Below are 23,323 nucleotides of genomic sequence, written 5' to 3'. Positions count from 1 at the left end.
GATAAATAATAAAAGATATAAACAACTATAATTTACATAAAAAACAACATTTTCCAAGAGGGGGTTTAACAAGTATGAAAAAATCGGTATTTGCAGTAACACTCAGCTTCGCATTAGGTACATCCACCTTCCTGCCGCTAGCTGCGCAGGCCGAATCCGAAAGTATCGTCTTTAGCGCTGAGTGGGATACCCCCGAATTTATCGGAGAAGAGTTCGAGGCAGAAGATCTGGATGGCGAAGACAAAGTTTGGGGATTCCTAGAGCAACATCAAGATTCCTTCCGCATTGACGGAGAAGTGAGAGACCACTTTAAAGTGCTAGATGAAGTGACAGACAGAGAGACAGACATGACTCACTACCGCGTACAAGAAATGTACGAAGGTATCCCGGTCTTTGGTTATCAGCAGACGATTCACGTAAACGAGGATGGAAATGTAACGGCATTCCTCGGGAATTACGCACCTAACTTGGCAGATAACGATAAGCTGACGAAAAAACCAAAGCTGAAGGCAGATAAGGCAGTAAAAGAGGCTATTAAGGATTTGGAGGATGAGATTGACGAAAAAGTGGAGAAGTTCGAGGTAAAGCCAAAAGGAAACCTCTATATCTATATCCACGAAGATGAATCGTATTTGGCTTATGAAGTGGAACTGAATTTCCTCGATCCGCTACCAGGCCGTTGGAAGTATTTCATCGACGCAAACACTGGTGACGTGATTAACAAATACAATATGCTCCATGAGATTACAGGGACGGGTACAGGAGTACTAGGTGACACCAAATCGTTTGAAGTAACGAAAGTAAGCAATACCAACTATACGGCGAAAGATACGACGCGCGGCAAGGGAATTGAGACGTACAATGCACAAAACAGATATACCCAACCTGGTACTCTAGGTTCTGACTCGGATAACAACTGGACAGATGGAGCAATAGTCGACGCTCATGCCTATGCTCAGGCAACCTACGATTACTACAAAAACGCACATAACCGCAACAGCTTTGACAACAAAGGTGCGAAAATCATCTCCACAGTCCATTACGGTAGAAACGATAACCGCGCATTCTGGAACGGCGTGCAAATGACATACGGGGATGGAGATGGACGCAGATTCGGCCCATTGTCCGCTGGCTTGGATGTCGTTGCTCATGAATTAACTCACGCTGTCACAGAACGAACAGCCGGTCTGATCTATGAAAACGAGTCTGGTGCGCTGAACGAATCCATGTCTGACATCTTCGGGGCGATGGTTGATAATGACGATTGGCTAATAGGTGAAGATGTATACACACCAGGAACGCCTGAAGACGCACTACGCTCACTCGAAGATCCAACCATTGCTGGCGATCCTGACCACTACAGCAATCGATACATGGGTCCAAATGACAAGGGAGGCGTACACATTAACAGCGGAATCAACAACAAAGCGGCATATCTCCTCGCAGAGGGTGGCAAACACTCCGGTGTAACGGTCACAGGGATTGGACGAGATGACACAGCAAAAATCTACTACTACGCACTAACAAACTACCTCAATCCAAACTCTAACTTCTCAGCGATGCGACAAGCAGCGATTCAATCCGCGACAGTTCTGTTCGGTGATAATTCCCAACAAGTAGAATCAGTAAGAGATGCGTATGATGCAATTGGTGTGCAATAATCACTAAAATATTTTGTGATACGAAATATTTGTCATACTATTAAAAATTGTCTTGCTCCTATTGTGGGGCAAGGCAATTTTTTGTATGTTGGTGATAATTAGTCGCGGGTGTATACGAAGTTAGAGAGGAGTACCACATGGATCATTTCAAAACCATATTGAGACACCATTATGATATAGACGCTGTTGATGTTACCCCTCAGCAAGGAGGATGGTCGGCGCTTGCTTATAAAGTCATCAGCGACCAGCGTTCCTATTTTTTGAAGGTCTATGAAAAAAGCAGAGCATCTACGCCCAAGTGGACAGCGCTGATCGACAAGTATGTCCCCATTATCCAGTGGCTATCACTCCAAAGCAGACTACAAGGCAAAATTCCAGTTCCACTGCTGACTAGAACCGCAGCGTATAAACATGAAGACGACATGGGAATCTATCAACTGTTTGCCTATATTGAGGGGAAAACCATTGGGAACCAAGCGTTAAACTCGTTGCAAGTTCGCCAGTTAGCAGAAATCATAGCGGAGTTGCATTTGTACGGAGAAGAAATCCCGGTCAGTACGGCTGCCATCAAGGAAGACTTCTGTATCCCATTTGCCAAGCAGTTTAGAGAAATGCTGAACGAAGATATCCACCCTCTGCCTGATGATGTGGATGAAATCGTCAAACCTTTTGCCAACATATTGGCTACCCGCATGAATGATTTGGAGAGGATTGCCGAGCAATTGCGAGGCAGTGAGGTAAAAATGAAGCTTTGCCATACGGACATTCACAACTGGAACCTGATGCATTCTGGTCAGCAGCTCATTCTCATAGACTGGGAAGGATTGAAGCTGGCTCCGGTAGAAGCCGATCTGATGTTTTTGGTAGATCAGCCTTTTTTTGAAGAGTTTATGGCTACTTATCGGAAGACACATACAAATTATGTGATCAATCGGCAAGCGCTGGAGTTCTATCAAATTCGACGTATATGGGAAGATATATATGAACTGTTAGAGCAGCTCTTGTTTGATGAGCAAGAGGAACAGGACCGAGTAGAGACGATCCGGCATTTGGAAGGGGAATTGAGGAAGATTGATGGAGGTTAACATGATCGACGTTACTTACCTGAAACAATTATTCCTAAATAGAAGGGAAGATTTACATCTCAGATTGGGTGATATTGGTGATTTGCTGGAGTATGGAACCCATAACCCGAATGACGTTATAACATTTACAGAGTATGTCTTAGACCTTGCGATTGCAGAAGAAAGCTTTGTTGTAAAAGAAAGTTTGTTTCATCTACTTATGATTGCAGTAACCTTTCAAGGAATCGCAAGAAATGTAGAATGGGATCCATTAGCAAACGTTCTGCCTACACTAGACGACGCTATCCTCGTTTATGCATTAGCCATCATTGGTTGTTCAAAAAAACGAAAATTTATAAAAGTAATTGAGCCATACTTACATTCTCCTACTGAATATATTAGGCAGACTGCGGCAGAAGCGTTGGAGGAAATCAATTATAACGTAGAAGAATCTCCATAAGGAATATAAGGAAGATTGCTGGGGGGTGGGATAGCTTCTTGACAGGTTGCATCGAGGTGGTTATTGTGGACATCTAAAGTCTTTGATCTGAACGTATCCCCCAGACTCTAGCGGAGTCCTTATAAATGGAAAAGCTTTTTTTTGGATGTGGGATACGAATCAGCGAAAGTAGAAGAGATGGGAAACACCATCATGACAAAAGTTTCTTTTCTATCTGAACCTAAAATCGAACAGCTATTGAGAGAAGCTGGCTTTACGCATATAGGCAGGTTTCATTCTACGGGACTTTTTGGGGGATGGATTTGCCATGCGGAATGAATGGCGGCGGCAGTCTAGGACTTTATTTCGAGGTCCATGGCTACCGCCTTTTCAAAATAGACAGACTATTATACAATTAAGGACATAACCGTTAATCAACCGTTATTGGCTCTGTATAGAAGGAGGAGTGGCGCGTCATGATCAATTCGGATCGATTGTGGGATCGTTTGGGACAGCTTGGCAACATTGGGAAGCAAGAGGCGGGCGGCATCACGCGGTTGTCTTTTACGCCTGAGGAACGTGCGGCAAAAGACCTCGTCACAGGCTTTATGAAGGAAGCAGGTCTCACCGTTCGCGAAGACGAGGTTGGGAACTTGATTGGGCGAAAAGAAGGGAAAAATCCGGCCGCCCCTGTCGTTTTGATTGGCTCGCATATCGACTCCGTACCAAATGGCGGCGATTATGACGGTCCACTTGGCGTACTGGCTGGCGTAGAAGTTTTACAGACGATGCAGGAACAGGGGATCGAAACAGAGCATCCGATCGAAGTCACCGCGTTCACGGATGAAGAAGGAACGCGTTTTGGTTACGGGATGATCGGCAGCCGCGGTATCGCGGGTCTGATCAAGCGAGCCGAGCTGGAACAAGCAGACAAGAATGGGGTCACGATTGCTGAAGCCATGCGGAAAACGGGGCTTGATCCGGACCGCACCAGTCTCGCGGCGAGAACTCCCGGAAGTGTGAAAGCGTATGTGGAGCTACATATCGAGCAAGGCAAGGTTCTAGAGAGCCGCGGGCTATCTGTCGGGATCGTGACAGGAGTGGCGGGTCCGCTCTGGTTGAATTTCGTGCTAGAGGGAGAAGCCGGTCATGCTGGGGCAACGCCGATGAATTTGCGTTGTGATCCGATGGCAGCAGCCGCTCAGGTGATGCTTGCTATCGAGGAAGAAGCGGGACGGACTGGAACCAGTGTCGGGACGGTTGGAAGGCTGCAAGCATTTCCAGGCGGAGTGAATGTCATTCCTGGACGCGTCGAGTTTTCGCTTGATTTGCGCGACGTGGACGAAGCGATCCGCGATGAAGTGGAACAGCGCATTTACGAACAGGCAAAAGCGATCTGTGCTGAGCGCAATGTGACATTGAAAGTAGAGCTGCTGCAACGCATAACTCCTGCTGTTTGCTCGGACGATATCCAGAATGCTGTAGCCGAAGCGTGTGAGGTTGAAGGCTTGGAAGCATTTAGACTACCGAGTGGCGCAGGGCATGATTGCATGCAACTAGTTGAGCTGTGCCCGGTTGGCATGATTTTCGCTCGTTCCAAGGACGGCATTAGCCACAACCCGGCAGAGTTCACGACAAAAGAGGATTGCGCGAACGGAGCCCAAGTACTGTACCGCACCGTTTTATCCTTAGCAAAATAGGCATAAGAAATAGTAAGTGGGGGAGCCACGTAAATCAGGAGGAGAGCGGCATGACAGCAACGGCAGTGGTAACGCTTAATAAGGCGGTCGAAGAAATCAAGGATCAGGTAATCGCGTGGAGACGCTATTTGCACGAGAACCCTGAATTATCCTTCCATGAAGAAAAAACAGCACAGTTTGTATACGAGACACTGCTTACCTTTGGCAATCTGGAAGTGTCCAGACCGACGAAAAACAGTGTGATGGCCAGATTAATCGGTTCCGAGCCCGGAAAAGTGCTCGCCATGCGCGCTGATATGGACGCATTGCCGATTACGGAAGAGAATACGTTTGAATTCGTATCGAAAAATCCAGGCGTCATGCATGCGTGCGGACACGATGGACATACTTCCATGCTGCTCGGAACGGCAAAGCTGCTGTCAGGGATGAAGGATCAGATCAAGGGAGAGGTTCGTTTCTTCTTTCAGCACGCAGAGGAAGTATACCCAGGCGGAGCGGAGGAAATGGTACAGGCAGGTGTCATGGACGGCGTAGACATGGTGATTGGTACGCATCTGTGGTCGACGATGGAGTTTGGGACAGTGGGTATCTGCCCAGGTCCAATGATGGCAGCTCCTGATACATTCTGGATCACCGTTCTTGGAAAAGGCGGACATGCGGCGCTTCCGCATGAAACGATCGACAGCATCGCGATTGCATCACAAGTGGTGACTAACCTCCAGCACATCGTATCCCGCAATGCGGATCCGCTCGATAATCTGGTTCTCTCTGTCACACAATTTGTGGGGGGAACGACACATAACGTCATTCCGGGTGCTGTAGAGATTTGCGGGACAGTCCGCAGCTTTGACAAAAATCTGCGCGAGTCCGTTCCGGGACTCATGGAACGCGTGATCAAAGGCATTACAGAAGCACACGGCGCGGGGTACAAGTTCAAGTACGAATTTGGCTATCGCCCGGTTATCAACGATGCCGAAGTGACGAAATTGATGGAAGAGGTCGTAGAAGAATCACTGGGAGCAGAATGGGTAGAGCATATGCGCCCAACCATGGGTGGTGAGGATTTCTCCGCCTTCCAACAAAAAGCGCCAGGCTGCTTCTTCTACGTTGCTGCCGGAAACAAAGAAAAAGGTATCACTTATCCGCACCACCATCCACGTTTTACAATCGACGAGGAGGCGCTCGAAGTCGGCGTGAAAATGTTCGTCAACGCGGCAAGAAAAATCGTGATGTAAAGAGAGTGGCACACATGCAAAAAGAGCTTCCAGTCAAGAGAGACGGGAAGCTCTTTTTGGAGTGCGAAAGTCGGTATCAGACGTTAGTGGGTGAGTTCTTTTTCTTTGGTGTGAAATGATTTTTGAATCTGCGAAATTTGTCCGGCATGGATACCCGTGTGATACATGAGGCGACCCAATGCTTCTAAAGGAGTAGAAGACCCCAATGGGGTTTCAACGGGTTTGTGCCAAGCTTCCTCAGGTAAGTCACGCATCGCATCGATCAAGTGTTGGTTGGAAGCGGTCATGAAATCAGCGAGCTCTTGCACGTTGGTAAATGCAGCTTTGGTTCCGGCAGGACCGCTTTTCGTCAATAGCTCTACGTCCGCTGGGATGCTCCGACCGAAAAACCATTCGGCAAACATGTACTCGACCTCAGCGCTATGGCGCAGCATATACCCGATGGAGACTGCATTCATGCTCAACCGCAAATCTTGTTCGGGCAAGCTTTTCGCAGTCTTGTGAAAACGTTCCTGGATGGTGAGCCAAAGTGTCAATGCGGTTGAATAGGTCATGAATGATGCTCCTCCGTTATTTTTTGGATGTGTGGCCATCTCGGTTGACGTGGACAAATTTATCGGCTGTCAGGTCAATGTCGTAAGCCTGACCGAACCCAGCTACATAGCGTCCCTCTGATGGTGTTAATTCGAACAAGGAAAAATCAAGGCCACGCAGCATATCCATCATGTTTTTTCCAAATGACTGTGCAAACAGCTCGAAAATCTCATCGTAACCCGCATTACCCAAATTCAGGGCCGAACACACGAAGCGGGCGCGCTGGCGAGCAAACAGATTGGTCGCTTTCGACTCGTCTTCAATGAGCATGACATCGACTGCCGGATTTTCTTCCATGTAGCGATAGTGGTTCGCAATTTTACTAATGTAGATGTAAAACTTTCCATCGTATTTGACGAACGGGGCGTAGGAGAGAAACGGTTTTCCATGCTCGTCGACTGTGCTTAACATGAGTGTCTTCATGTTCGCAGCAAACGATTGGTACTGGGCCTTCATCGCTTCCTTATCCATCGCTTTCATACGAGCACCTCACTTGTTTAGTTTGCTTTTTTCAGTATGTGAATCCTGGGGCTAGAGCTGTCTGGCGAGTACTGAATCTCGGTTTCGACGCCGTACACTTTGCGAATCAGCTCCATCGTAAGCACATCTTGAGGTTTTCCAAAAACACGCAGGCTTCCGTCTTTGATCACACAAATTTTATCGCTGTAGGCGCTGGCGTGATTCAAATCATGCAGCACCATGACAACCGTCAGTTTCAAATCCTGATTCAGCTTGCGAACGAGCTCAAGCACATCCAGTTGATGGGCGATGTCCAAATAGGTAGTTGGCTCATCGAGCAACAAGATTTTCGGTCGTTGAGCCAAAGCCATCGCGATCCATGCACGCTGTGCTTCCCCGCCAGACAATGAGACGAGGTAGCGGTCCTTGTAGCTGAGCAAACCGGTTTGTTCCAAAGCCCACGTGACGATCTCATAGTCTTCGCCACTCAGGCGCTCAAACCATTTTTTATGGGGAACGCGACCATATCCGACCAGCTCTCCTACAGTCACGTCTGACGGGCACGTGTTGGATTGGCAAAGCATGCACATGATGCGAGAGATTTGCTTCATACTCAGGCTGTTCAATTCTTGATCCGCAATACATACACGGCCGCTTTTACAAGGAATCAGACGTGAAATCGCTTTGAGAATCGATGATTTTCCTGAACCGTTTGGCCCAATGATCGAAACAACCTCTCCTGCTTGAATATCGAGGGAAAAGTCATGGACGATCGACTTCGGACCGTAGCTGATGTTCAACGATTGCACCTGTAACATGTCACATGCCTCCTTTTCGCATCAAGTAAAGGAAATAAGGTCCTCCCACGATTGCCATGACAATCCCGGCAGGAATCTCCAAAGGAGCGAATGCAGTTCGACCAAACGTATCGGCTACAAGCAAGACAAGAGAGCCAAGCACGAGGCTAAACGGCAAGCTCAGACGGTAATCAGAGCCGACGAGCATGCGAGCCATGTGCGGCACGACGAGTCCGATAAATCCAACAAGGCCGACAGTCGATACCGAAACAGCTGCCAGATAGACCGCGATGATAGAAAGAGAGAGGCGCAAGCGATGCAAGTTCTGCCCTAAATTGTGAGCGACTTGTTCTCCGAGGCGTAAAATGTTTGCTTGCCTGATCGATAATAGCGCTGCGATCCATCCGACGAGCGAGTAGGGAAGCATCACCATGACATCGCCCATGCCTTTTCCGGACAGACTACCATTCATCCATTGCAGCGCACCCGGTAGCTTGTCACTGTACAAGATGGATAATAACCCGATTGCTCCACCGAAGACAGCATTGACGGCAACCCCCGATAAAATGATGCGCACAGGGGTTAATCCGCCCTGTTTTTTCCAAGCCATGGAGTAGACCATGCCTGCTGCTACTCCGCCGCCAATGATGGCAGCTAGGGGTACCAGGTAAGAATAGTCGGGCACGACCAGCATGATGAACAGCACCGTAACGGCTGCCCCGCTGGATACGCCAGTCAAACCAGGATCGGCCAGCGGATTTTGCATGACTGCTTGCAAGAGGGCACCCGATGCAGCGAGATTCGCTCCAATCAATAGTGCGAGAAAAATACGCGGAATCCGGATATCCCACAGAATGGTTTGACTAGCGGCATCGCCGTGTCCGAGTATGGCTTCTATCGTTTCGGTAAGAGAGAGGCGCACGCTCCCCAGACCAATGGAGAGCAGTGCAGCTACAACGAGCATGATGCAAGCTGTCACCAAGAGAGCTGCTTTCTTGCTCGGAATGTTCTGGGTCACTGGAAAAACTCCTTATTTGTTATACAGGATGTTCGCGAGCTCCTCGTAGGCAGCCGGGACTTTTACCAGGGAAGCGATCCCAAATGTGCTGTAATCGAGTGCTTTCATTTTGCCATTTTTGAATGCACTCAGTTTTTCCCATGCGCCGTTTTTCTTCACGTCTTCTTCGAATTTTTTGGTTACTGCGCTCGGATCGCCATGCGCTACCAGTAAAATGACATCGGGATTGGCAGCTACGATCGATTCCATATTGAGAGGCACGTATGTATCGGTTTGTTTCAGGACATCGGAAGCGACGTTGGATGCGCCGAGATTGCGGGCAAGGCTTCCGACAAACGTATTTTCATTCATGACCATAAGGGCCTCGGCTGAACCGAACAAGAACAATACTTTGGGAGCGGATTTCCCTTTGGTTGTGTCGATGATGGTTTTTTCCTTTTCCACGATGGATTGGAGAAACGCTGTTGCTTTCTCTTCCTGCTTGAACAGGCGTCCGAGTACGACGGTAGACAGTTTGAGCTCGTCGATTGAGTCTACAGGTAAGTAAGCAGTAGGTAGCGCGGCGGGCTTGAATTTTTTATCGATGCTCGCTTGGATTGAGGTAGGGCCGAGAATGATGTCAGGCTGAAGCTTCGCGACTTGCTCCAAATCAGGCTGGTGAGAAGTGCCGATACGCGGAACATTGTCGAGGGAGGCTGGCAGCTTGCTGCTTGTCGTCGGTACGCCTACGGGAGTGACACCCAGTTCGTTTAGTATCTCGGTAATCGCTACGGAAACGGTCACGACTTTTGTAGGTGGCTGGGTTTTGAATTGGGAAAGTAGCTCCTCTACTTTCGTTTCATCTGCGCTGATTGTATGAACGGCTTGTTGACTTGATGTCGACGAGTCCGACTGTGAGCTGGTAGCAGATTGTTGTGTTGGTGTGGCAGCTTCGGGGGACGTGGAATTGCTGCATCCAACTACACCTGTCAGTAGTAAAGCAATCATCCCGGTTTTCCATCCTGCGTGTTTCAATGTACGTAGCCTCCTGAAAATTTATGATAATGAGAATCAATCTCTTTTGAATTGATTATGATTATATAGAGAATGATTACTATTATCAATAAGAAATTTCCATAGAAAAGAATGGCGAAAACAGGAGAAAAACCGCGGAAAAAAGAGGAAAAGTAGAGGGGGGTGAGATAAGAGCGAAGGCTGCCCGGAGCAACTGGATGGAGCGTATAGCATGATGATCTGGTTATTTCGTAAGCGAGACGTCCGGGCATCCTACGTCAGCTGGCAGTGAGAAAAAAGATAGCGATCATATAAATCTTGCAGCCGTTTAACGAATCCGAAAAAGCTTCTGCCAGATCGATGTTTTCCGTTCAGCGTCTCTAATTTTGGCTAACTCGATTTTGGCATCCATAATATCATTCATTGCCTTGGTCAAGCGGCGATCACGTTCTTTCAGGTTGTTGGTAATATAGGTTTCCTGCTTTTCTACACGTGCTAACAGCGCTAAGTAGGCGGCGTCTTGTTGCTGGACATGGGAAGCCAAGGCATGTAGCTTTACATCCAGCTCATCAAGGGCAGCAGTATGGTTTAAAGCCGGATATGAGGAAACAGGGGGAAATGTAACCGCAACGGCCGTTTCCTTTCGGGCAGGTTCAGGTGAGCTTTGCGTAGCAACCATTCGGGCAGCTTCATCTTGTGGAATGAGTTGATCCTTTGTTAAGCTGTAAAACCGCTGAAGGCACGTAATATCTACCTGCCTGTACTCCCGACGATTCTGACTATCCCGCAAAAACCAGTAGCCGTGCTGTTCTAAGAGCATGCTCCACTTGCGCAAGGTGCTCGCCCCAATACCTAGCAGACCCGCAACATCTCTGCCACTGTACGTTCTCTCCCGCGCCAATAATTCGATAACCTCTCCCATGGAAATCCCTCCTCTACAAAAGTCCGCTCATCTCTTGCTATACGGTTTCTGTACGTGAAAATGGTTTTCCTTGTGGAATCGTGCGACAAAATCTCACAGTGTTCGTAAACGGATGGCTGTTTTAGCGTCAATTTGTCACCAGACGACAAAGTTGTTGAAAATGGGGACAAATGACGGACGGGTACAAGTACATTTTCTCTTTGACTCCGCTTTTGCTTAGTAGGGCTATGCCAAATGTTCATAGGATGCATGAGAAGGAGGGATTAACCATGGCATTCAAAGACCAGGTAAAAAAATTCGAAGGCAGAAATGTTAGGGTTGCCACTGTAGAAGGTACTTTTTTCGGTCGTCTGGTACAAGTAAAATCGACCACCATTATTTTGGAAGAGCGCAATGGTAATCGTCGCACCATTATTCGTGATTCGAAAATTATTGCCGTTACAGAGCATGACGGCGACGATTGCTAGGTACTGATTGTAGAAAATTAGGATTTGTTTCTCAGGCTGTCGAGTGATCGACGGCCTTTCCTATTCTTTACACCCTGCGGCATGGTAACATAAAAGGGACTGAAAAAACGCTGCTAATAGAGGGGGTACCACTATGTTGGATATTCGGTTTCACGGACATTCTTCCGTGCAGGTTACAAGTGAAGGGCATTCAATCATGATTGATCCATTTATTTCAGGAAGCCCAGTGGCAGCAACCAAGCTGGAAGACATCTCTGTTCAGTACATCCTTCTGACACATGGACACCAAGATCATATTCTGGATGCGGTAGAGCTGGCCAAGAAAAACGATGCGACAATCGTTGCAACCCATGAGCTTGCTACCTATTTGAGCTGGCAGGGAGTCAAGACCATCTCGATGAATCTGGGAGGCTCTGTCAAACTGCCATTTGGAAAAGTGAAAATGACACAGGCGTTCCACAGCTCCGGTGTCGTACTGGATGATGAGAAACAAATCGTGTACATGGGAATGCCAGGGGGCTTTGTGATCGAGCTGGGAGGAAAAACGCTCTATCACGCAGGGGATACAGGACTGTTCGGTGACATGAAGCTAATCGGAGAGCGTCATAACATCGATTTGGCGTTCCTGCCGATTGGAGATGTGTTCACAATGGGACCTGAGGATGCACTCGTGGCAGCCGAGTGGGTACAAGCCGACTTTGTTGTGCCCATTCATTACGATACATTCCCACCGATCAAGCAGGATGGGGAAGCATTCGTAGCCGAGTTGGCTGAGAAAGACATCAGAGGCAAGGCATTGAAACCAGGCGAGACATTGCGTTTGCCATAACTCGATCTTGATACATAGAACCGTTAATCTAGGTGGATGAGATTAGCGGTTTTTTTATGGAGTTGCTATGTATGTGGCTGCGGTGAGGAGAAGAATATTTCCAGTCTAGGCTCCAGGCTCCGTCCTGCTGGGGTCAAGACTGGCCGCTCCGAAGGGATTTGCGGGGAAACGCAAAAGTGGTAGCCGCTCCGTAGCTCGGGCACGTTGCGTTTCTGTTGCCCGCAAATCCCTTCTCCGCTGGGTAGGACTTCACAAGTCGCTACGTCTGGAAATATTCTTCTCTGTCGGAATTGAGCACATTCTTCAATCTTTTAAGGCATTTAAGATCCGTTTAACACGGAAAGCTCGTAGAGGAAACAGGAGAAATAAGCGAAGATCTTTGGTACACCGACCGAGACGCAATGAAAAAAAGAGAAACAAGCTCTTAGCGACCACCTCTGAGACGCCTCTTGAATGGACCACTTTGGACGCGGGTTTCGCTTTTTTTCATGGAGTCGGGCAGTCAATCCCCCAGCGGGTGGGACAAGAAGCTGAGCGTTTTCTCCTGTTTCCTCCCCAGCACTACAGCAACAACTAAAGAATCCTATGTTTGTAGCTACGGTGGGGAGAAGAATATTTCCAGTCTAGGCTCCAGGCTCCGTCCTGCTGGGGGCCACGACTGCCCGCTCCGAAGGGATTTGCGGGGAAACGCAAAAGTGGTAGCCGCTTCGTAGCTCGGGCACGTTGCGCTTCTTTTGCCCGCAAATCCCTTCTCCGCTCGGTAGGACTCCACAAGTCGCTACGTCTGGAAATATTCTTCTCTGTGATAACTGATGAGGCTCTACCATCTTTTAAAACTCGGATCATACGGAAAGCTCGTAGAGGAAACAGGAGAAATAAGCGAAGATCTTTGGTACACCGACCGAGACGCAATGAAAAAAAGAGAAACAAGCTCTTAGCGTCCACCTCTGAGACGCCTCTTGAATGGACCACTTTGGACGCGGGTTTCGCTTTTTTTCATGGAGTCGGGCAGTCAATCCCCCAGCGGGTGGGACAAGAAGCTGAGCGTTTTCTCCTGTTTCCTCCCCAGCACTACAGCAACGTACCAGTTTTTTCCCATACGAAAAAGAAATCTCTGAAACTAGCATGAAAAGAGAACGACCACTCATAGATATAGAAGAGAAAGAAAAGTAAAGAAAGAAGAGGAAAGGGTGACTTCCTGGATGAGATTGGTGCACAATATTCTTCTATTTCTTGCAGGAGTGGTCGTTTATTCACTAGGTGGTCTTGCTTTTCCAGACGGTGGGGCCTGGTATGCTTCCCTTGCCAAGCCCGATGGAACACCGCCACTCTACTTGTTTCGTATCATCTGGCTCATTTTATACGCACTCATAGCATGGTCGTTACTGATCTTGATTCAAACGAAGCAAATAGACCGCGAGCTTTTGCTTCTATATGGAATCAATTGGTTTTTTCATCAACTTTTTTTCGTCTTGTTTATCGGTTATCAACTGCTCGTGTTGGCTGCGCTGGATACCATTCTGGTGATGTTTTCGACATGGGTGCTCATTCGCGCCATTCGTCCCCACCATAAAATCGCATCCTCGCTGCTCATTCCCTATTTCATGTGGAGCGTGTTTACCATGTGTCTCGCGATTGGCTTCTGCCTACTCAACCTGTGAGCACAAAAGCAATTACAGACCCTCGACGAGTCGGCTGGCTCGTGCTGTCGCTTCTCTCTTTATTTCCTCCCAATAGAGGGTTTGGAATTGGCGCTGATGCATCAAGATTTCTCCGTTCACAATGGTTGTATCTACATCGGCTCCCGTCGCGCTGTATGCAAGCAGGGCAGGAATGTCATGGACAGGCTGCAGATGCGGTTTATCCAGATCGATCAGGATGAGATCAGCTCTCTTCCCAGCTTCCAGAGTTCCGACCTCGTGATCGATCGCAAGCAGCTTCGCACTTTCAATAGTAGCCATGCGCAAGGCTGCTTCGGCAGGAAGTACCGTCGGATCACTGTGCTTGAGCTTTTGCATCCAAGTCGCGGCTTTGATCTCGGCAAACATATCGAGAGTCGTAGCACTGCCAGCACCGTCTGTTCCCATCCCGACAGTGACCCCAGCCTCGATCAGCTCTCTGACAGGGGCGATGCCGCAGCCGAGCTTCAAATTGCTGACAGGATTATGTGCGACTCCGCCTCTCATCCCGCGAAGAAGTGCGACATCCGAGTCATTCAAATGAACAGCATGCGCGAGCAAAACGTGCGTGTCGTGGAACATGCCCAGTTCATGCAAATACTCCGTGGGAGTCTGATTGTACTTGGCCCGGATTTTCTCTCCTTCCTCAATCGTTTCAGCCAGATGGATGTGGAGCGGGATTTGGCGCTTGCGGGCAAGCTCGATGACTCCTTGCAAAGGCTTCGGCGGGCACGTATAAGGAGCGTGCGGACCGAGCATCGTCGTGATTCTGCCATCGCCAGCCCCCGTCCAGTTGTCGATGAGGTCTAAGGCTTCGGCCATTCGTCGTCCTCCGTCATCCTCGAAAAAGACCATGCCGCGAGTCAAGGAAGCGCGTATACCGGAATCAAGTACCGCTTGGGCAACAGCATCCATATGCACGTACATATCGGCAAAAGCGGTCGTGCCAGAAGCGATCATTTCCGCGATTCCAAGTGTCGTTCCCCAGTAGACATCTTCTCTTGTCATCCGGGCTTCAGCCGGCAGCATCTTTTTGTCCAACCAATCCATCAGCTTGAGATCATCGGAAAAAGCACGCAGCAAGGACATGCTGGCATGGTTGTGCGCGTTGATGAGACCGGGCATCGCGACTCTATTTTTAGCTAGTATGACACGGTCTGCTTCCTCTTCAAGGGATGGTCCGATTTTGGCGATTCGACCATCCACGATCCAAATATCCCCGAGAAATGGCTTCTCTCCCTCAACCATCGTCAATATCATGCAGTCTTTAATCAATAACGTTTTCATGGAAAAATCCTCCTTTTTATTCCTGTTAGCGATGCAAGCGTAAAGCCTGACGCCACGAGAAAGTCAAGGAGGGAATTTTTAGAAAAAGAGAGAACAAATTCAGAAGAGTTGTGCTGAGCTTCGTGGTTTTGAAATATTGTTTATTAGATAACAATTGACGAGAGAAATAATGCTACATAAAATATAGATAAGATTTGGGGGAAGAAAGCGATGTCACATATGTTAAATGGAGGGCTTGTCAGCCTACAAGCAATCTTGGATCAATTGAAGCCTTCGGAGCGAAAAGTCGCTGATTATATCCTGGCTCACCCGGAAGATGTCGTGAAGCTTTCTGTCCAAAAATTGGCGGAATTGAGTGGGGTTTCTGAGGCGACGATTATCCGTTTGGCTCGCTCTCTAAATATGAAGGGATATCAGGAGCTAAAGCTGCGCGTCGCAGGAGATTTGACGAAACAGACGGCGATGGGCAGTTATCAGGAGATTATGATGGAGGGTTCAGTTGAATCGATTATGCAAGCGGTCAGCTGGAACAACATTCAATCCATCCAAGATACGCTCTCCGTCTTGTCCAACGAAGAAGTAAAGAAAGCAGTCGACGTGCTGTCAGTAGCGAGGAAGATCGATGTCTACGGCGTCGGTGCATCGGCAGTCATCGCTGACGATATCCGGCAAAAATTTTCGCGGATTAACTTGTGGTGTGAGGCTTATTCGGATTTTCACGCACAATTGACGTCGGCAGTCACTTTAACGGAAAAAGACGTGGTTATCGGCATATCTTATTCAGGACAGACCGAAGACATTATTCAATCGTTGACGGAGGCCAAGCAGCAGGGAGCGACCATCATTACCCTGACCAAATTCGGACCCTCGCCAGTAGCCGAACTAGCCAACATCCGGCTGTTCACCAGCTCGGTAGAAAAAAGCATTCGCAGCGGAGCCATGGCTTCACGCATTGCCCAATTGAACGTCATCGATATTTTGTTTATTACCATGATCAGCAGGATGCAAGAGCAAGTCATTCCCCTGTTGGAAAAATCAAGGCTTGCTGTCAGTCGGACGAAACGCTCATCGACGTAGGAGAAGGGAGGGAAGACATGGACGATCTGGAGCTGCTATTGCAAGGATGGGTGGACAACGGTTTGCTGCCGGGAGCTGCCTTGCGAATCGTACGTGATCATCGTATCTGGTATGCGTGTGATGTCGGAACGACGAGTATCACCAAAGACCAGCGGATGACGCCGGATACCATGTTTGACCTGGCGTCGCTCACCAAAGTGACAGCGACGCTGCCTGCTATCCTCTTGCTCGTGCAGGAGGGAGTGGTAGCGCTAGATGATCAGATTGGCCGATTTTTTCCCGATTGTCCCGCTGATAAAAAGCGGATCACACTCGCGCAACTGCTTGCGCATACCTCAGGAATGCCAGCAGATTTGGCAGAGAGAAGACGCGATAGCGCGATCGATTTGCCAGAGTTGTTGTATGCGCAAGAATTGATTCACGAGCCAGGGACCCAAGTAGTTTACAGTGATTTGGGCATGATCTGGTTGGGCCTCGTTATCGAGCAAGTAACCGGAGAGCGCTTGGACCAGTTTGTTACCCGACGCATCTTCACCCCATTGGGCATGGTACATACCGTCTACTGTCCAAATCAACAAATTTATCGGAATATTGCGTCTACTGAGTATTGCAGACTCACCAACGCCTACATTACAGGCGAGGTTCATGATGAGAAAGCATTTGCGATGGGAGGGGTTGCCGGACATGCTGGACTATTTTCAACGGCTGACGATCTGTGCCGATACGCGATGAGCTGGTTGTACCAAGATCCTCGAATATTTGCGAGCGAATGGTACGAACTGGCGATTCGCAATCATACGGAGCAAGCAGGGGGGAGTAGGGGCTATGGCTGGGAGCTCAATCAAGCATACACCACCTTGAGCTGTGGAAGCGGCTTGCATCGTAAGAGCTTCGGGCATACGGGCTTTACTGGAACCAGTATGTGGATCGACCCGGAGCAACAGTTTGCTGTCATCTTTCTCACTAACGCCGTTCATCTAGGCCGCAATCATCAGCTTCGGCAATTACGTCCGATTTTGCACGATGCTGTTACGGCCCAGCTTTTTCAGACCTAAGAGAAGAAAAAGGGGAGGGTTTCGCATGAAGCAATTTCGTTTGCGCTATGTAGCTTCAATGGTGTTGGCTGCAGTTATGGTGGTGACAGGATGTAGCAGTGGAGGAACCGAAACAGATTCTGGCGGCGGGCAGAGTGGAGGACAGCAGGTAACACTCTCGATGCATAGCTGGCGTGTAGAAGACACGGAGGGCTACAAAGCCATCATCAAAGCTTTTGAGGCAGACAATCCGAATATCAAGATCGACTTCAAACCATTCAAAGCAACGGAGTACAATACCATCCTGAACACGGCGCTCCAAAGCGACAGTGGTCCAGATATTTTGCAACTGCGTCCTTACGCTCCAGGGATTACCCTAGCTGAAGCTGGACATCTGGAGCCTCTCGACAATGTACCAGGAATATCTACCATACCAAAAGACGTCCTCGCAGCGGCCACAGGTAAAGATGGGAAAGTCTACGGTGTCCCACTATCCCTGAACTCCACCCAATTTTATTACAACAAGAAAATCTTCGAGCAAAATGGCCTTCGGGCACCGAAAAGCTGGGATGAGCTGATCGCGACAGCCAAAACATTGAAAGAGAAAGGAATCGTCCCGATCTCTTTCGGAGCAAAGGAAGGCTGGCTCCTCTCTCTCAGTCATGGTGTGATTGCTCCAGCTAGCTACAACGGAACGGACTATCTCGACAAGCTGCTGAAAGGAGAAAGTGACCTGAAAAGCGCCGAGTTCCTCCAATCCGTGCAGCGTATGCAAGCACTTATCCCTTATTTCCCGGAAAATTATGTGGGTCTCGAATTGAATGATATGCGGACGTTGTTCGCCACGGAAAAAGCAGCGATGTTCATCAATGGCAGCTTTGAACTGGAAGGAATCAAAAAGCTCAACCCCGATTTGCCACTTGATTTCTTCCCGATGCCAACCGATGACGGAAAACAAGTCCTGACAACCTGGGTCGATGGTTCCTATGCCGTCAATGCCAAGTCCAAACATAAAGCAGAGGCATTGAAATTCATGGAATTCATGGCGACGAAAAAGTTCGGGGAGCTATTCGCAAATCAGTTCAAACGAATCAGCGCGGTGCCAGGTGTATCGACTGACGATCCGTTGGTAAACAAGATGGCAGAGCTGTCCCAAACAAGCGCCACACCTTATTTAATGGTCGTCAACTTCGCGGAAGGAAAACCGACCACGAAGCAAACATTGGAAAACGCCCTTCAAGGCATGTATTTAGGCAAGCTCACCCCTGAACAGGTCGTAGAAGAAGTACAAAAGTCGGCGGCTACCTGGTTTCCTCCCTTTAAAAAGTAGAAAATAGCAGACGGAAAGGGGGAGTGGACCCGAGTGGGGTTCACTCCCGGCTTCTGAATAGGCCGCGATGATTTTCGTAAAAAAGGGGTGGGGTATCATCGAGACGGTAAATAGGAAAAGCATTCGAACAAAGGGGCAAGGGAGCTGGCTGATTCACTTATTTCCGCTGCCCGCACTTGTTATTTATACGTTGTTTGTCGTGTACCCGATCTTTTCGGCATTCTTATACAGCTTGTACGACTGGAATGGCATCAAGCGCGGGGTTTTTGTCGGACTGCAAAATTTCATTACGCTGTTTACAGTAGAGCCTTTCAACGAAATGTTCTGGAATGCTTTTCGGCATAACGTCTTCTACTTTGTGGTCGAAATGATTGTGCAAAATGGGATAGCTTTCGGACTGGCTTTTCTCATCTATCGCAAAATACGAGGTTCCGGGTTCCTCAAGATCGCTTATTTCATGCCAAGGCTGTTGTCTGTTATTGTAATTGGATTTTTATGGAAGTTGATCTTAAATCCGAATTACGGTGCACTCAATACATTTTTGGGAAAAATTGGTCTAGAAGAGTGGGCCAGACCATGGCTCGGTGACCCGGATACAGCGCTTCTCGCAATTATTTTGATTAACTGCTGGTTTGGCATAGGCTTTGCCATGCTGATCTTTTTGGCGGGACTTCAGTCGATCCCGGAGGATTTGATCGAGGCGGCAAGGTTGGATGGGGCAACAGGCTGGCGGATGCTGTGGAAAATGATTTTGCCGCTGTGCATGCCAGCGATCACGATTATGACGATATTTACGTTCATTCAGGCGTTTGAAGCGTTCGAGCTCGTCTACGCCATGCAAGGCTCGATGGGTGAGCCGTTTTATTCGACGGATACGCTAGCTGTTTACTTTTATCGTATGGCGTTTAGCAGCGGAGCTGGGGATGTCACACTTGGACTCGGTTCGGCGTTGGCTGTCGTGTTGTTTTTTATCGTGGGATCTGTGTCGGCGCTGTCACTCTATTTGATGAGGAAACGAGAAGTCCAACACTAGTTGCGTATTCCTGAGTGGAAAGGAGGATGCGATGTGAAGATGACTGTAGGTGGGAGAGCTGTATCTTATGTGCTGGCGTATTTATTTGCGTTAATCGCGCTATATCCGATCGTACTGATGATTTCTTCTTCCTTGAAAACAAATATGGAGATATTTGCGAGTCCGCTCTCGCTTCCGAAGGCGTTTAGCCTGGATACGTATAAAAAGCTGTGGGAAGCCGTGCCTTTTGCTGATTTTTTATGGAACAGTGTATTCGTCAGTGCCATGTCTGTCATGTTGATTACGGTTTTTTCAGCGATGGCGGCTTTTTACTTGTCGCGATTTTCTTTTAAATGGACAGGGGGGCTATACTTCTTTTTCATTATTGGCCTGATGATTCCGATCAAGCTGGGGATCGTTCCTTTGTTTTTGCTGATGAAAAATCTCGGGCTCTTGAATTCATTGTGGTCGCTGATTCTGATTTATACGGCGAGTGGTATCCCGATCTCTGTTTTTATTTTGACGGGCTTCTTTCGGACGTTGCCGATTGAGCTGGAGGAAGCGGCGCGGATTGATGGGTGCAGCCATTTTCAGGTGTTTTGGCGCGTGCTCTTGCCGCTGATTCGTCCGGCCTTGGCTACGGTAATCATTATTAATTTCATCCATGCGTGGAACGACTTTTTCTTCCCGTTGATTTTCATTCAAGAGGAAGCGCTCAAGACGATTCCGGTAGGCATGATGGTGCTGTTTGGAGAATATGAAACGGATTGGAGCCTGCTGTTTGCTGGGCTCACATTGTCTGCCTTACCGATGATCATCGTGTTTTTGATGGCATCGCGGCAGTTTATGGAGGGGTTGACGGCAGGTGCAGTCAAGTAATGCGGAAAAGTGGTTTATCGGGATCGATGGAGGCGGAAGCAAAACCAGGGCAGCGATCTGCAATAAGGCGGGACAGGTACGGGCAATTGTGGTGGGGGAATCATCAAACCCGCTCTCCAGGAGCTGGGGGGATGTGGAAGCTACTCTGCGCCAACTCATTGAAGCTGTGAGAATAAAGGCAGGTGCCAGAGAAGAGGAAGTAGCCGGGCTGTTTATCGGGCTTGGCGGTGCAGATCGTCCGCAGATTAAGGAAAGAATTCAACATGCCTTTGCCGATGAGTGGGGAGAACGGCTGCTGATTGATAACGATGTAATCGCAGCTCTTTATGCGGGAACATGGGGGCAGCCAGGCGTCGTTCTCCTTGCCGGTACAGGTTCGATTGCCTGTGCCTTTTCAAAAGACGGAGCGCGGCACCGCGTAGGCGGATGGGGGTATTTGGTAGGAGATGAGGGCAGCGGGTTTGATTTGGGCAAAAAAGCGGCAATCGCTGTATTGCGCGAATACGATGGGCGCGGTGAATCGACAGTACTGACGCGTATGTTTATGGATCACTATGGCGTAGAACGTCCTGATGAGCTGATCAACCTGATCTACGGGGGAAGCAATCCGCGAATGGAGCTGGCAAAAACGAGTCAGCTCGTGGAACAAGCCGCAACACTAGGCGATGCGGTGGCGAATGCTTTGATCATGCAAGCAGTGGAGGATTTGCTAGAGTTGGCCGATGCTTGCTTACAAAAGGTCCAGGAGCCTGTACCGGTCGTTTTGGCGGGGGGATTGTTAACTGCCGGTACAAACCTTCGGGAACAACTGGTTGCGAGAGCTTCGTTTCAAACAGTGATTCCCACGGTTTCACCTGTCGTCGGTGCACTGGTCGCGGCAATTACGAGGCAGGGCTTGGTTGTTGACGATAAAATGGCAGAGCAACTGCGTGTGAGCGCAGCGGTACTGGAAAAATTGCACATTTAAATTTTCCGGGGGATGGAAACAACAGAACGAATAGGGTAAAATTGGGTGAGAATAGGATTTGAGAACGTTGCAGGCTATTTCCGTAATTTGGAGTAGCCGTTTTCTCGTCCCAGGAGGGAGGGGCACGATGAAAAATTTATTGGACAGTGGATGGAGAAGTGGTCATCTCTATCGTTCCTTCTTTGATCAAATGATTCAGGCCACTTTTCTGCTCGATCAATTTGGTAGAGTTTTTAAAGGCAATCCTGCCTGCCAAGTGTTGAATGGCTACTCCGTAGAAGAATGGGAAGGGTCCTCATTTTGGAAGCTGGCTGTTTCGGAAGAACAGGAAATGGTACGCCTTCAAACGCAGTTTGCGATGAATGGCGATCCGAGACCTTTTTACACCGCTTTTCGTCATAAGGATGGGACAAATATTCCTGTGCATATTACATATGGAACTTTTTGGGAGGAAGGCACGTCTATTGGGTATTATGCGATGGTGCAGAGGCTGCCGGCCGCGTTTGGGGACGGATATGGTTCCAAAAGGTGTAGAGTATTGGATATTTCCGGTGAAGGTGCGTTCATCTACCATGCTGGGGAGCTTCAATACGTCAACCAGGCAGGGATGCAACTAGTTGGGGCTTCCGGCTTGGACGAACTGTTATGGTATCCTTTTCAGTCGTTTTTCCATCCCCGTGATGTACCGAAGATCAAGGGACTCCTCCGCATTTTGGAGCAGGGGGAAACGGCCGCGCCGATTGAGGTTGAGCTGATCCGCTTGGATGGCAGTCGGACGGAGGTAGAAGTATGTGGAACATCCGTGCCGATGCAGGACAAGCCCTCTATGTACATACTGATCCGAGATATCACGGAACGCAAACGGGCGCAAGAATTTTTGCAAAACTCGGAAAAACTCGCGCTAGTCGGGCAATTGGCGGCAGGGATCGCACATGAAATACGCAATCCGCTTACCTCGTTAAAAGGCTTTGTGCAATTAATGCAAAAGGATGGCATGAGAAAGCCAGAGTATTTTTCGATCATGAGCTCGGAATTGGCGCGGATCGAGATGATTGTCTCAGAGCTGTTGGTCTTGGCGAAGCCGCATACTGCGGTGTTTGAAGCCCGCGATCTGACCAACCTGATCACGCATGTGGTGACGCTTTTGGAGACGGAGGCGATTTTGAAAAAGGTCATGATTCAGGTCGTTTTCGAATCGGAAGTCCCCTTGATCCACTGTGATGAGAATCAGTTGAAGCAAGCCTTCATTAACTTTTTGAAAAATGGGATCGAAGCGACCGCAGGGAATGGAGAAATTGTGATTCGACTGCGATGTGAAGATGACCGAGTCGTCATTCGGTTTGAAGACAATGGAGTGGGTATCCCGGCCCATCAGCTGGCGAGATTGGGAGAGGCTTTTTTCACGACGAAGGAAACGGGGACGGGCCTGGGATTGATGGTGAGCCGCAAAATCATCGAGAACCATCGGGGGACTCTGCGGTTGATAAGCACTCCAGGTAACGGAACGGCAGTCGAGGTATGCTTGCCGATCAGCAGCTAGGAGGACGACTGGATGAACAAAAATACGGTACTGACAGCAGGCTTCGCCCAAATCCCCAAGGGAACTACCTTGTACGAGGTTTCTACCATGGTAGGCTGTGTACTCATCATTGATGTAGACGCCGAAGTGATTTGCGATGCCAGCTTTACCTTTGTCATGGACAAGACGAGCGAGTTTTTAGCGAGCTTGCTTGTAGGCAAGACGGTTGCAGATGGAATGCAGGAGATCACAAAGGCGATCCAAGAACGTTTTTTAGCACCTGGTCAGGGAGCTGTCTTGCAAGCCATCCGTGCAGCTATTGAGCGATATCATGAAAAAAAAGCGTAAAGCTACCCAATAG

23 protein-coding genes are annotated in these 23,323 nt (G+C 48.7%); 16 read left to right on the top strand and 7 right to left on the bottom strand.

The features are described 5' to 3' along the window. Nucleotides 1–74 precede the first annotated feature (74 nt). From HPY28_RS23150 to HPY28_RS23130, 5 genes are all read left to right on the top strand, one after another. On the top strand, nucleotides 75–1,661 hold the full coding sequence (locus HPY28_RS23150; RefSeq protein WP_174231494.1) for a M4 family metallopeptidase: 1,587 nt from the start codon (nucleotides 75–77) through the stop codon (nucleotides 1,659–1,661). 137 nt (nucleotides 1,662–1,798) lie between these two features. Next, nucleotides 1,799–2,746, top strand: coding sequence for an aminoglycoside phosphotransferase family protein (locus HPY28_RS23145; RefSeq protein ID WP_174225408.1), 948 nt, complete (start codon nucleotides 1,799–1,801; stop codon nucleotides 2,744–2,746). A 1-nt stretch (nucleotide 2,747) separates the two neighbouring features. After that, nucleotides 2,748–3,185, top strand: coding sequence for a hypothetical protein (locus tag HPY28_RS23140; RefSeq protein ID WP_174231493.1), 438 nt, complete (start codon nucleotides 2,748–2,750; stop codon nucleotides 3,183–3,185). Between the two features lie 455 nt (nucleotides 3,186–3,640). Next, the gene (locus HPY28_RS23135; protein WP_174231492.1) at nucleotides 3,641–4,864 is read left to right on the top strand and encodes a Zn-dependent hydrolase; all 1,224 of its coding nucleotides are present in this window, start codon (nucleotides 3,641–3,643) and stop codon (nucleotides 4,862–4,864) included. Nucleotides 4,865–4,914: 50 nt separating this feature from the next. Continuing rightward, entirely contained in the window at nucleotides 4,915–6,099 is a 1,185-nt protein-coding gene (locus HPY28_RS23130; RefSeq protein WP_017247441.1) for a M20 family metallopeptidase, read from the top strand. 83 nt (nucleotides 6,100–6,182) lie between these two features. On the opposite strand, the gene HPY28_RS23125 is transcribed toward HPY28_RS23130, so the two are convergent. The 6 genes from HPY28_RS23125 to HPY28_RS23100 form a co-directional block, all read right to left on the bottom strand. Further along, entirely contained in the window at nucleotides 6,183–6,653 is a 471-nt protein-coding gene (locus HPY28_RS23125; RefSeq protein WP_174231491.1) for a DinB family protein, read from the bottom strand. A 16-nt stretch (nucleotides 6,654–6,669) separates the two neighbouring features. Further along, nucleotides 6,670–7,173: a HugZ family pyridoxamine 5'-phosphate oxidase gene (locus HPY28_RS23120; protein ID WP_088906299.1), complete on the bottom strand. Its 504-nt coding sequence runs from the start codon at nucleotides 7,171–7,173 to the stop codon at nucleotides 6,670–6,672. A gap of 17 nt (nucleotides 7,174–7,190) precedes the next feature. Continuing rightward, complete coding sequence (locus HPY28_RS23115) at nucleotides 7,191–7,970, bottom strand: ABC transporter ATP-binding protein (RefSeq protein WP_017250701.1); 780 nt, start codon at nucleotides 7,968–7,970, stop codon at nucleotides 7,191–7,193. Between the two features lies 1 nt (nucleotide 7,971). Beyond that, a complete protein-coding gene (locus tag HPY28_RS23110; protein ID WP_174231490.1) occupies nucleotides 7,972–8,967 on the bottom strand; it encodes a FecCD family ABC transporter permease in 996 nt (331 codons plus the stop codon). A 12-nt stretch (nucleotides 8,968–8,979) separates the two neighbouring features. After that, complete coding sequence (locus tag HPY28_RS23105; protein WP_174231489.1) at nucleotides 8,980–9,981, bottom strand: helical backbone metal receptor; 1,002 nt, start codon at nucleotides 9,979–9,981, stop codon at nucleotides 8,980–8,982. Nucleotides 9,982–10,288: 307 nt separating this feature from the next. Then, the gene (locus HPY28_RS23100; RefSeq protein ID WP_174231488.1) at nucleotides 10,289–10,882 is read right to left on the bottom strand and encodes a MerR family transcriptional regulator; all 594 of its coding nucleotides are present in this window, start codon (nucleotides 10,880–10,882) and stop codon (nucleotides 10,289–10,291) included. A 269-nt stretch (nucleotides 10,883–11,151) separates the two neighbouring features. Between HPY28_RS23100 and HPY28_RS23095 the strand changes: the two genes are divergently transcribed. The 3 genes from HPY28_RS23095 (at nucleotide 11,152) to HPY28_RS23085 (ending at nucleotide 13,839) form a co-directional block, all read left to right on the top strand. Next, complete coding sequence (locus HPY28_RS23095; RefSeq protein ID WP_007726095.1) at nucleotides 11,152–11,349, top strand: hypothetical protein; 198 nt, start codon at nucleotides 11,152–11,154, stop codon at nucleotides 11,347–11,349. Nucleotides 11,350–11,482: 133 nt separating this feature from the next. After that, nucleotides 11,483–12,178: a metal-dependent hydrolase gene (locus HPY28_RS23090; protein ID WP_017250705.1), complete on the top strand. Its 696-nt coding sequence runs from the start codon at nucleotides 11,483–11,485 to the stop codon at nucleotides 12,176–12,178. A 1,202-nt stretch (nucleotides 12,179–13,380) separates the two neighbouring features. Next, nucleotides 13,381–13,839 carry a TspO/MBR family protein gene (locus tag HPY28_RS23085; protein WP_174231487.1) on the top strand — a complete coding sequence of 153 codons (459 nt, stop codon included), beginning with the start codon at nucleotides 13,381–13,383 and terminating at the stop codon, nucleotides 13,837–13,839. Between the two features lie 12 nt (nucleotides 13,840–13,851). Here the strand turns inward: HPY28_RS23085 and HPY28_RS23080 are convergent, their stop codons facing one another. Then, nucleotides 13,852–15,144: an amidohydrolase gene (locus HPY28_RS23080; RefSeq protein ID WP_174231486.1), complete on the bottom strand. Its 1,293-nt coding sequence runs from the start codon at nucleotides 15,142–15,144 to the stop codon at nucleotides 13,852–13,854. Nucleotides 15,145–15,363: 219 nt separating this feature from the next. On the opposite strand from HPY28_RS23080, the gene HPY28_RS23075 reads away from it, so the two are divergent. From HPY28_RS23075 to HPY28_RS23040, 8 genes are all read left to right on the top strand, one after another. Continuing rightward, nucleotides 15,364–16,221 carry a MurR/RpiR family transcriptional regulator gene (locus HPY28_RS23075; RefSeq protein WP_483296514.1) on the top strand — a complete coding sequence of 286 codons (858 nt, stop codon included), beginning with the start codon at nucleotides 15,364–15,366 and terminating at the stop codon, nucleotides 16,219–16,221. Between the two features lie 17 nt (nucleotides 16,222–16,238). Then, nucleotides 16,239–17,276 (top strand): serine hydrolase domain-containing protein, encoded by a 1,038-nt coding sequence (locus HPY28_RS23070; protein ID WP_174231485.1) that lies wholly within the window; start codon nucleotides 16,239–16,241, stop codon nucleotides 17,274–17,276. 25 nt (nucleotides 17,277–17,301) lie between these two features. Next, nucleotides 17,302–18,585, top strand: a complete 1,284-nt coding sequence (locus HPY28_RS23065; protein WP_017250710.1) for an ABC transporter substrate-binding protein — start codon at nucleotides 17,302–17,304, stop codon at nucleotides 18,583–18,585. Between the two features lie 67 nt (nucleotides 18,586–18,652). Next, the gene (locus HPY28_RS23060) at nucleotides 18,653–19,618 is read left to right on the top strand and encodes a carbohydrate ABC transporter permease (RefSeq protein ID WP_017250711.1); all 966 of its coding nucleotides are present in this window, start codon (nucleotides 18,653–18,655) and stop codon (nucleotides 19,616–19,618) included. A gap of 33 nt (nucleotides 19,619–19,651) precedes the next feature. After that, entirely contained in the window at nucleotides 19,652–20,476 is an 825-nt protein-coding gene (locus tag HPY28_RS23055) for a carbohydrate ABC transporter permease (RefSeq protein ID WP_174225417.1), read from the top strand. Continuing rightward, nucleotides 20,463–21,443, top strand: a complete 981-nt coding sequence (locus tag HPY28_RS23050) for an N-acetylglucosamine kinase (RefSeq protein WP_174231484.1) — start codon at nucleotides 20,463–20,465, stop codon at nucleotides 21,441–21,443. The genes HPY28_RS23055 and HPY28_RS23050 overlap by 14 nt, the downstream gene beginning before the upstream one ends. A 127-nt stretch (nucleotides 21,444–21,570) precedes the next feature. After that, a complete protein-coding gene (locus HPY28_RS23045) occupies nucleotides 21,571–22,983 on the top strand; it encodes a PAS domain-containing sensor histidine kinase (protein WP_069846121.1) in 1,413 nt (470 codons plus the stop codon). A gap of 12 nt (nucleotides 22,984–22,995) precedes the next feature. Beyond that, nucleotides 22,996–23,310, top strand: coding sequence for a DUF3870 domain-containing protein (locus tag HPY28_RS23040; RefSeq protein ID WP_174231483.1), 315 nt, complete (start codon nucleotides 22,996–22,998; stop codon nucleotides 23,308–23,310). The last annotated feature ends 13 nt before the right edge of the window (nucleotides 23,311–23,323 follow it).

The sequence above is a fragment of the Brevibacillus sp. HB1.2 genome (assembly GCF_013332495.1).
GTDB classification, from domain to species: Bacteria; Bacillota; Bacilli; order Brevibacillales; family Brevibacillaceae; genus Brevibacillus; species Brevibacillus porteri.
The sequence above is the reverse complement of the archived record's forward strand: the minus strand, read 5'-3'. Positions and strand labels throughout refer to the sequence as shown.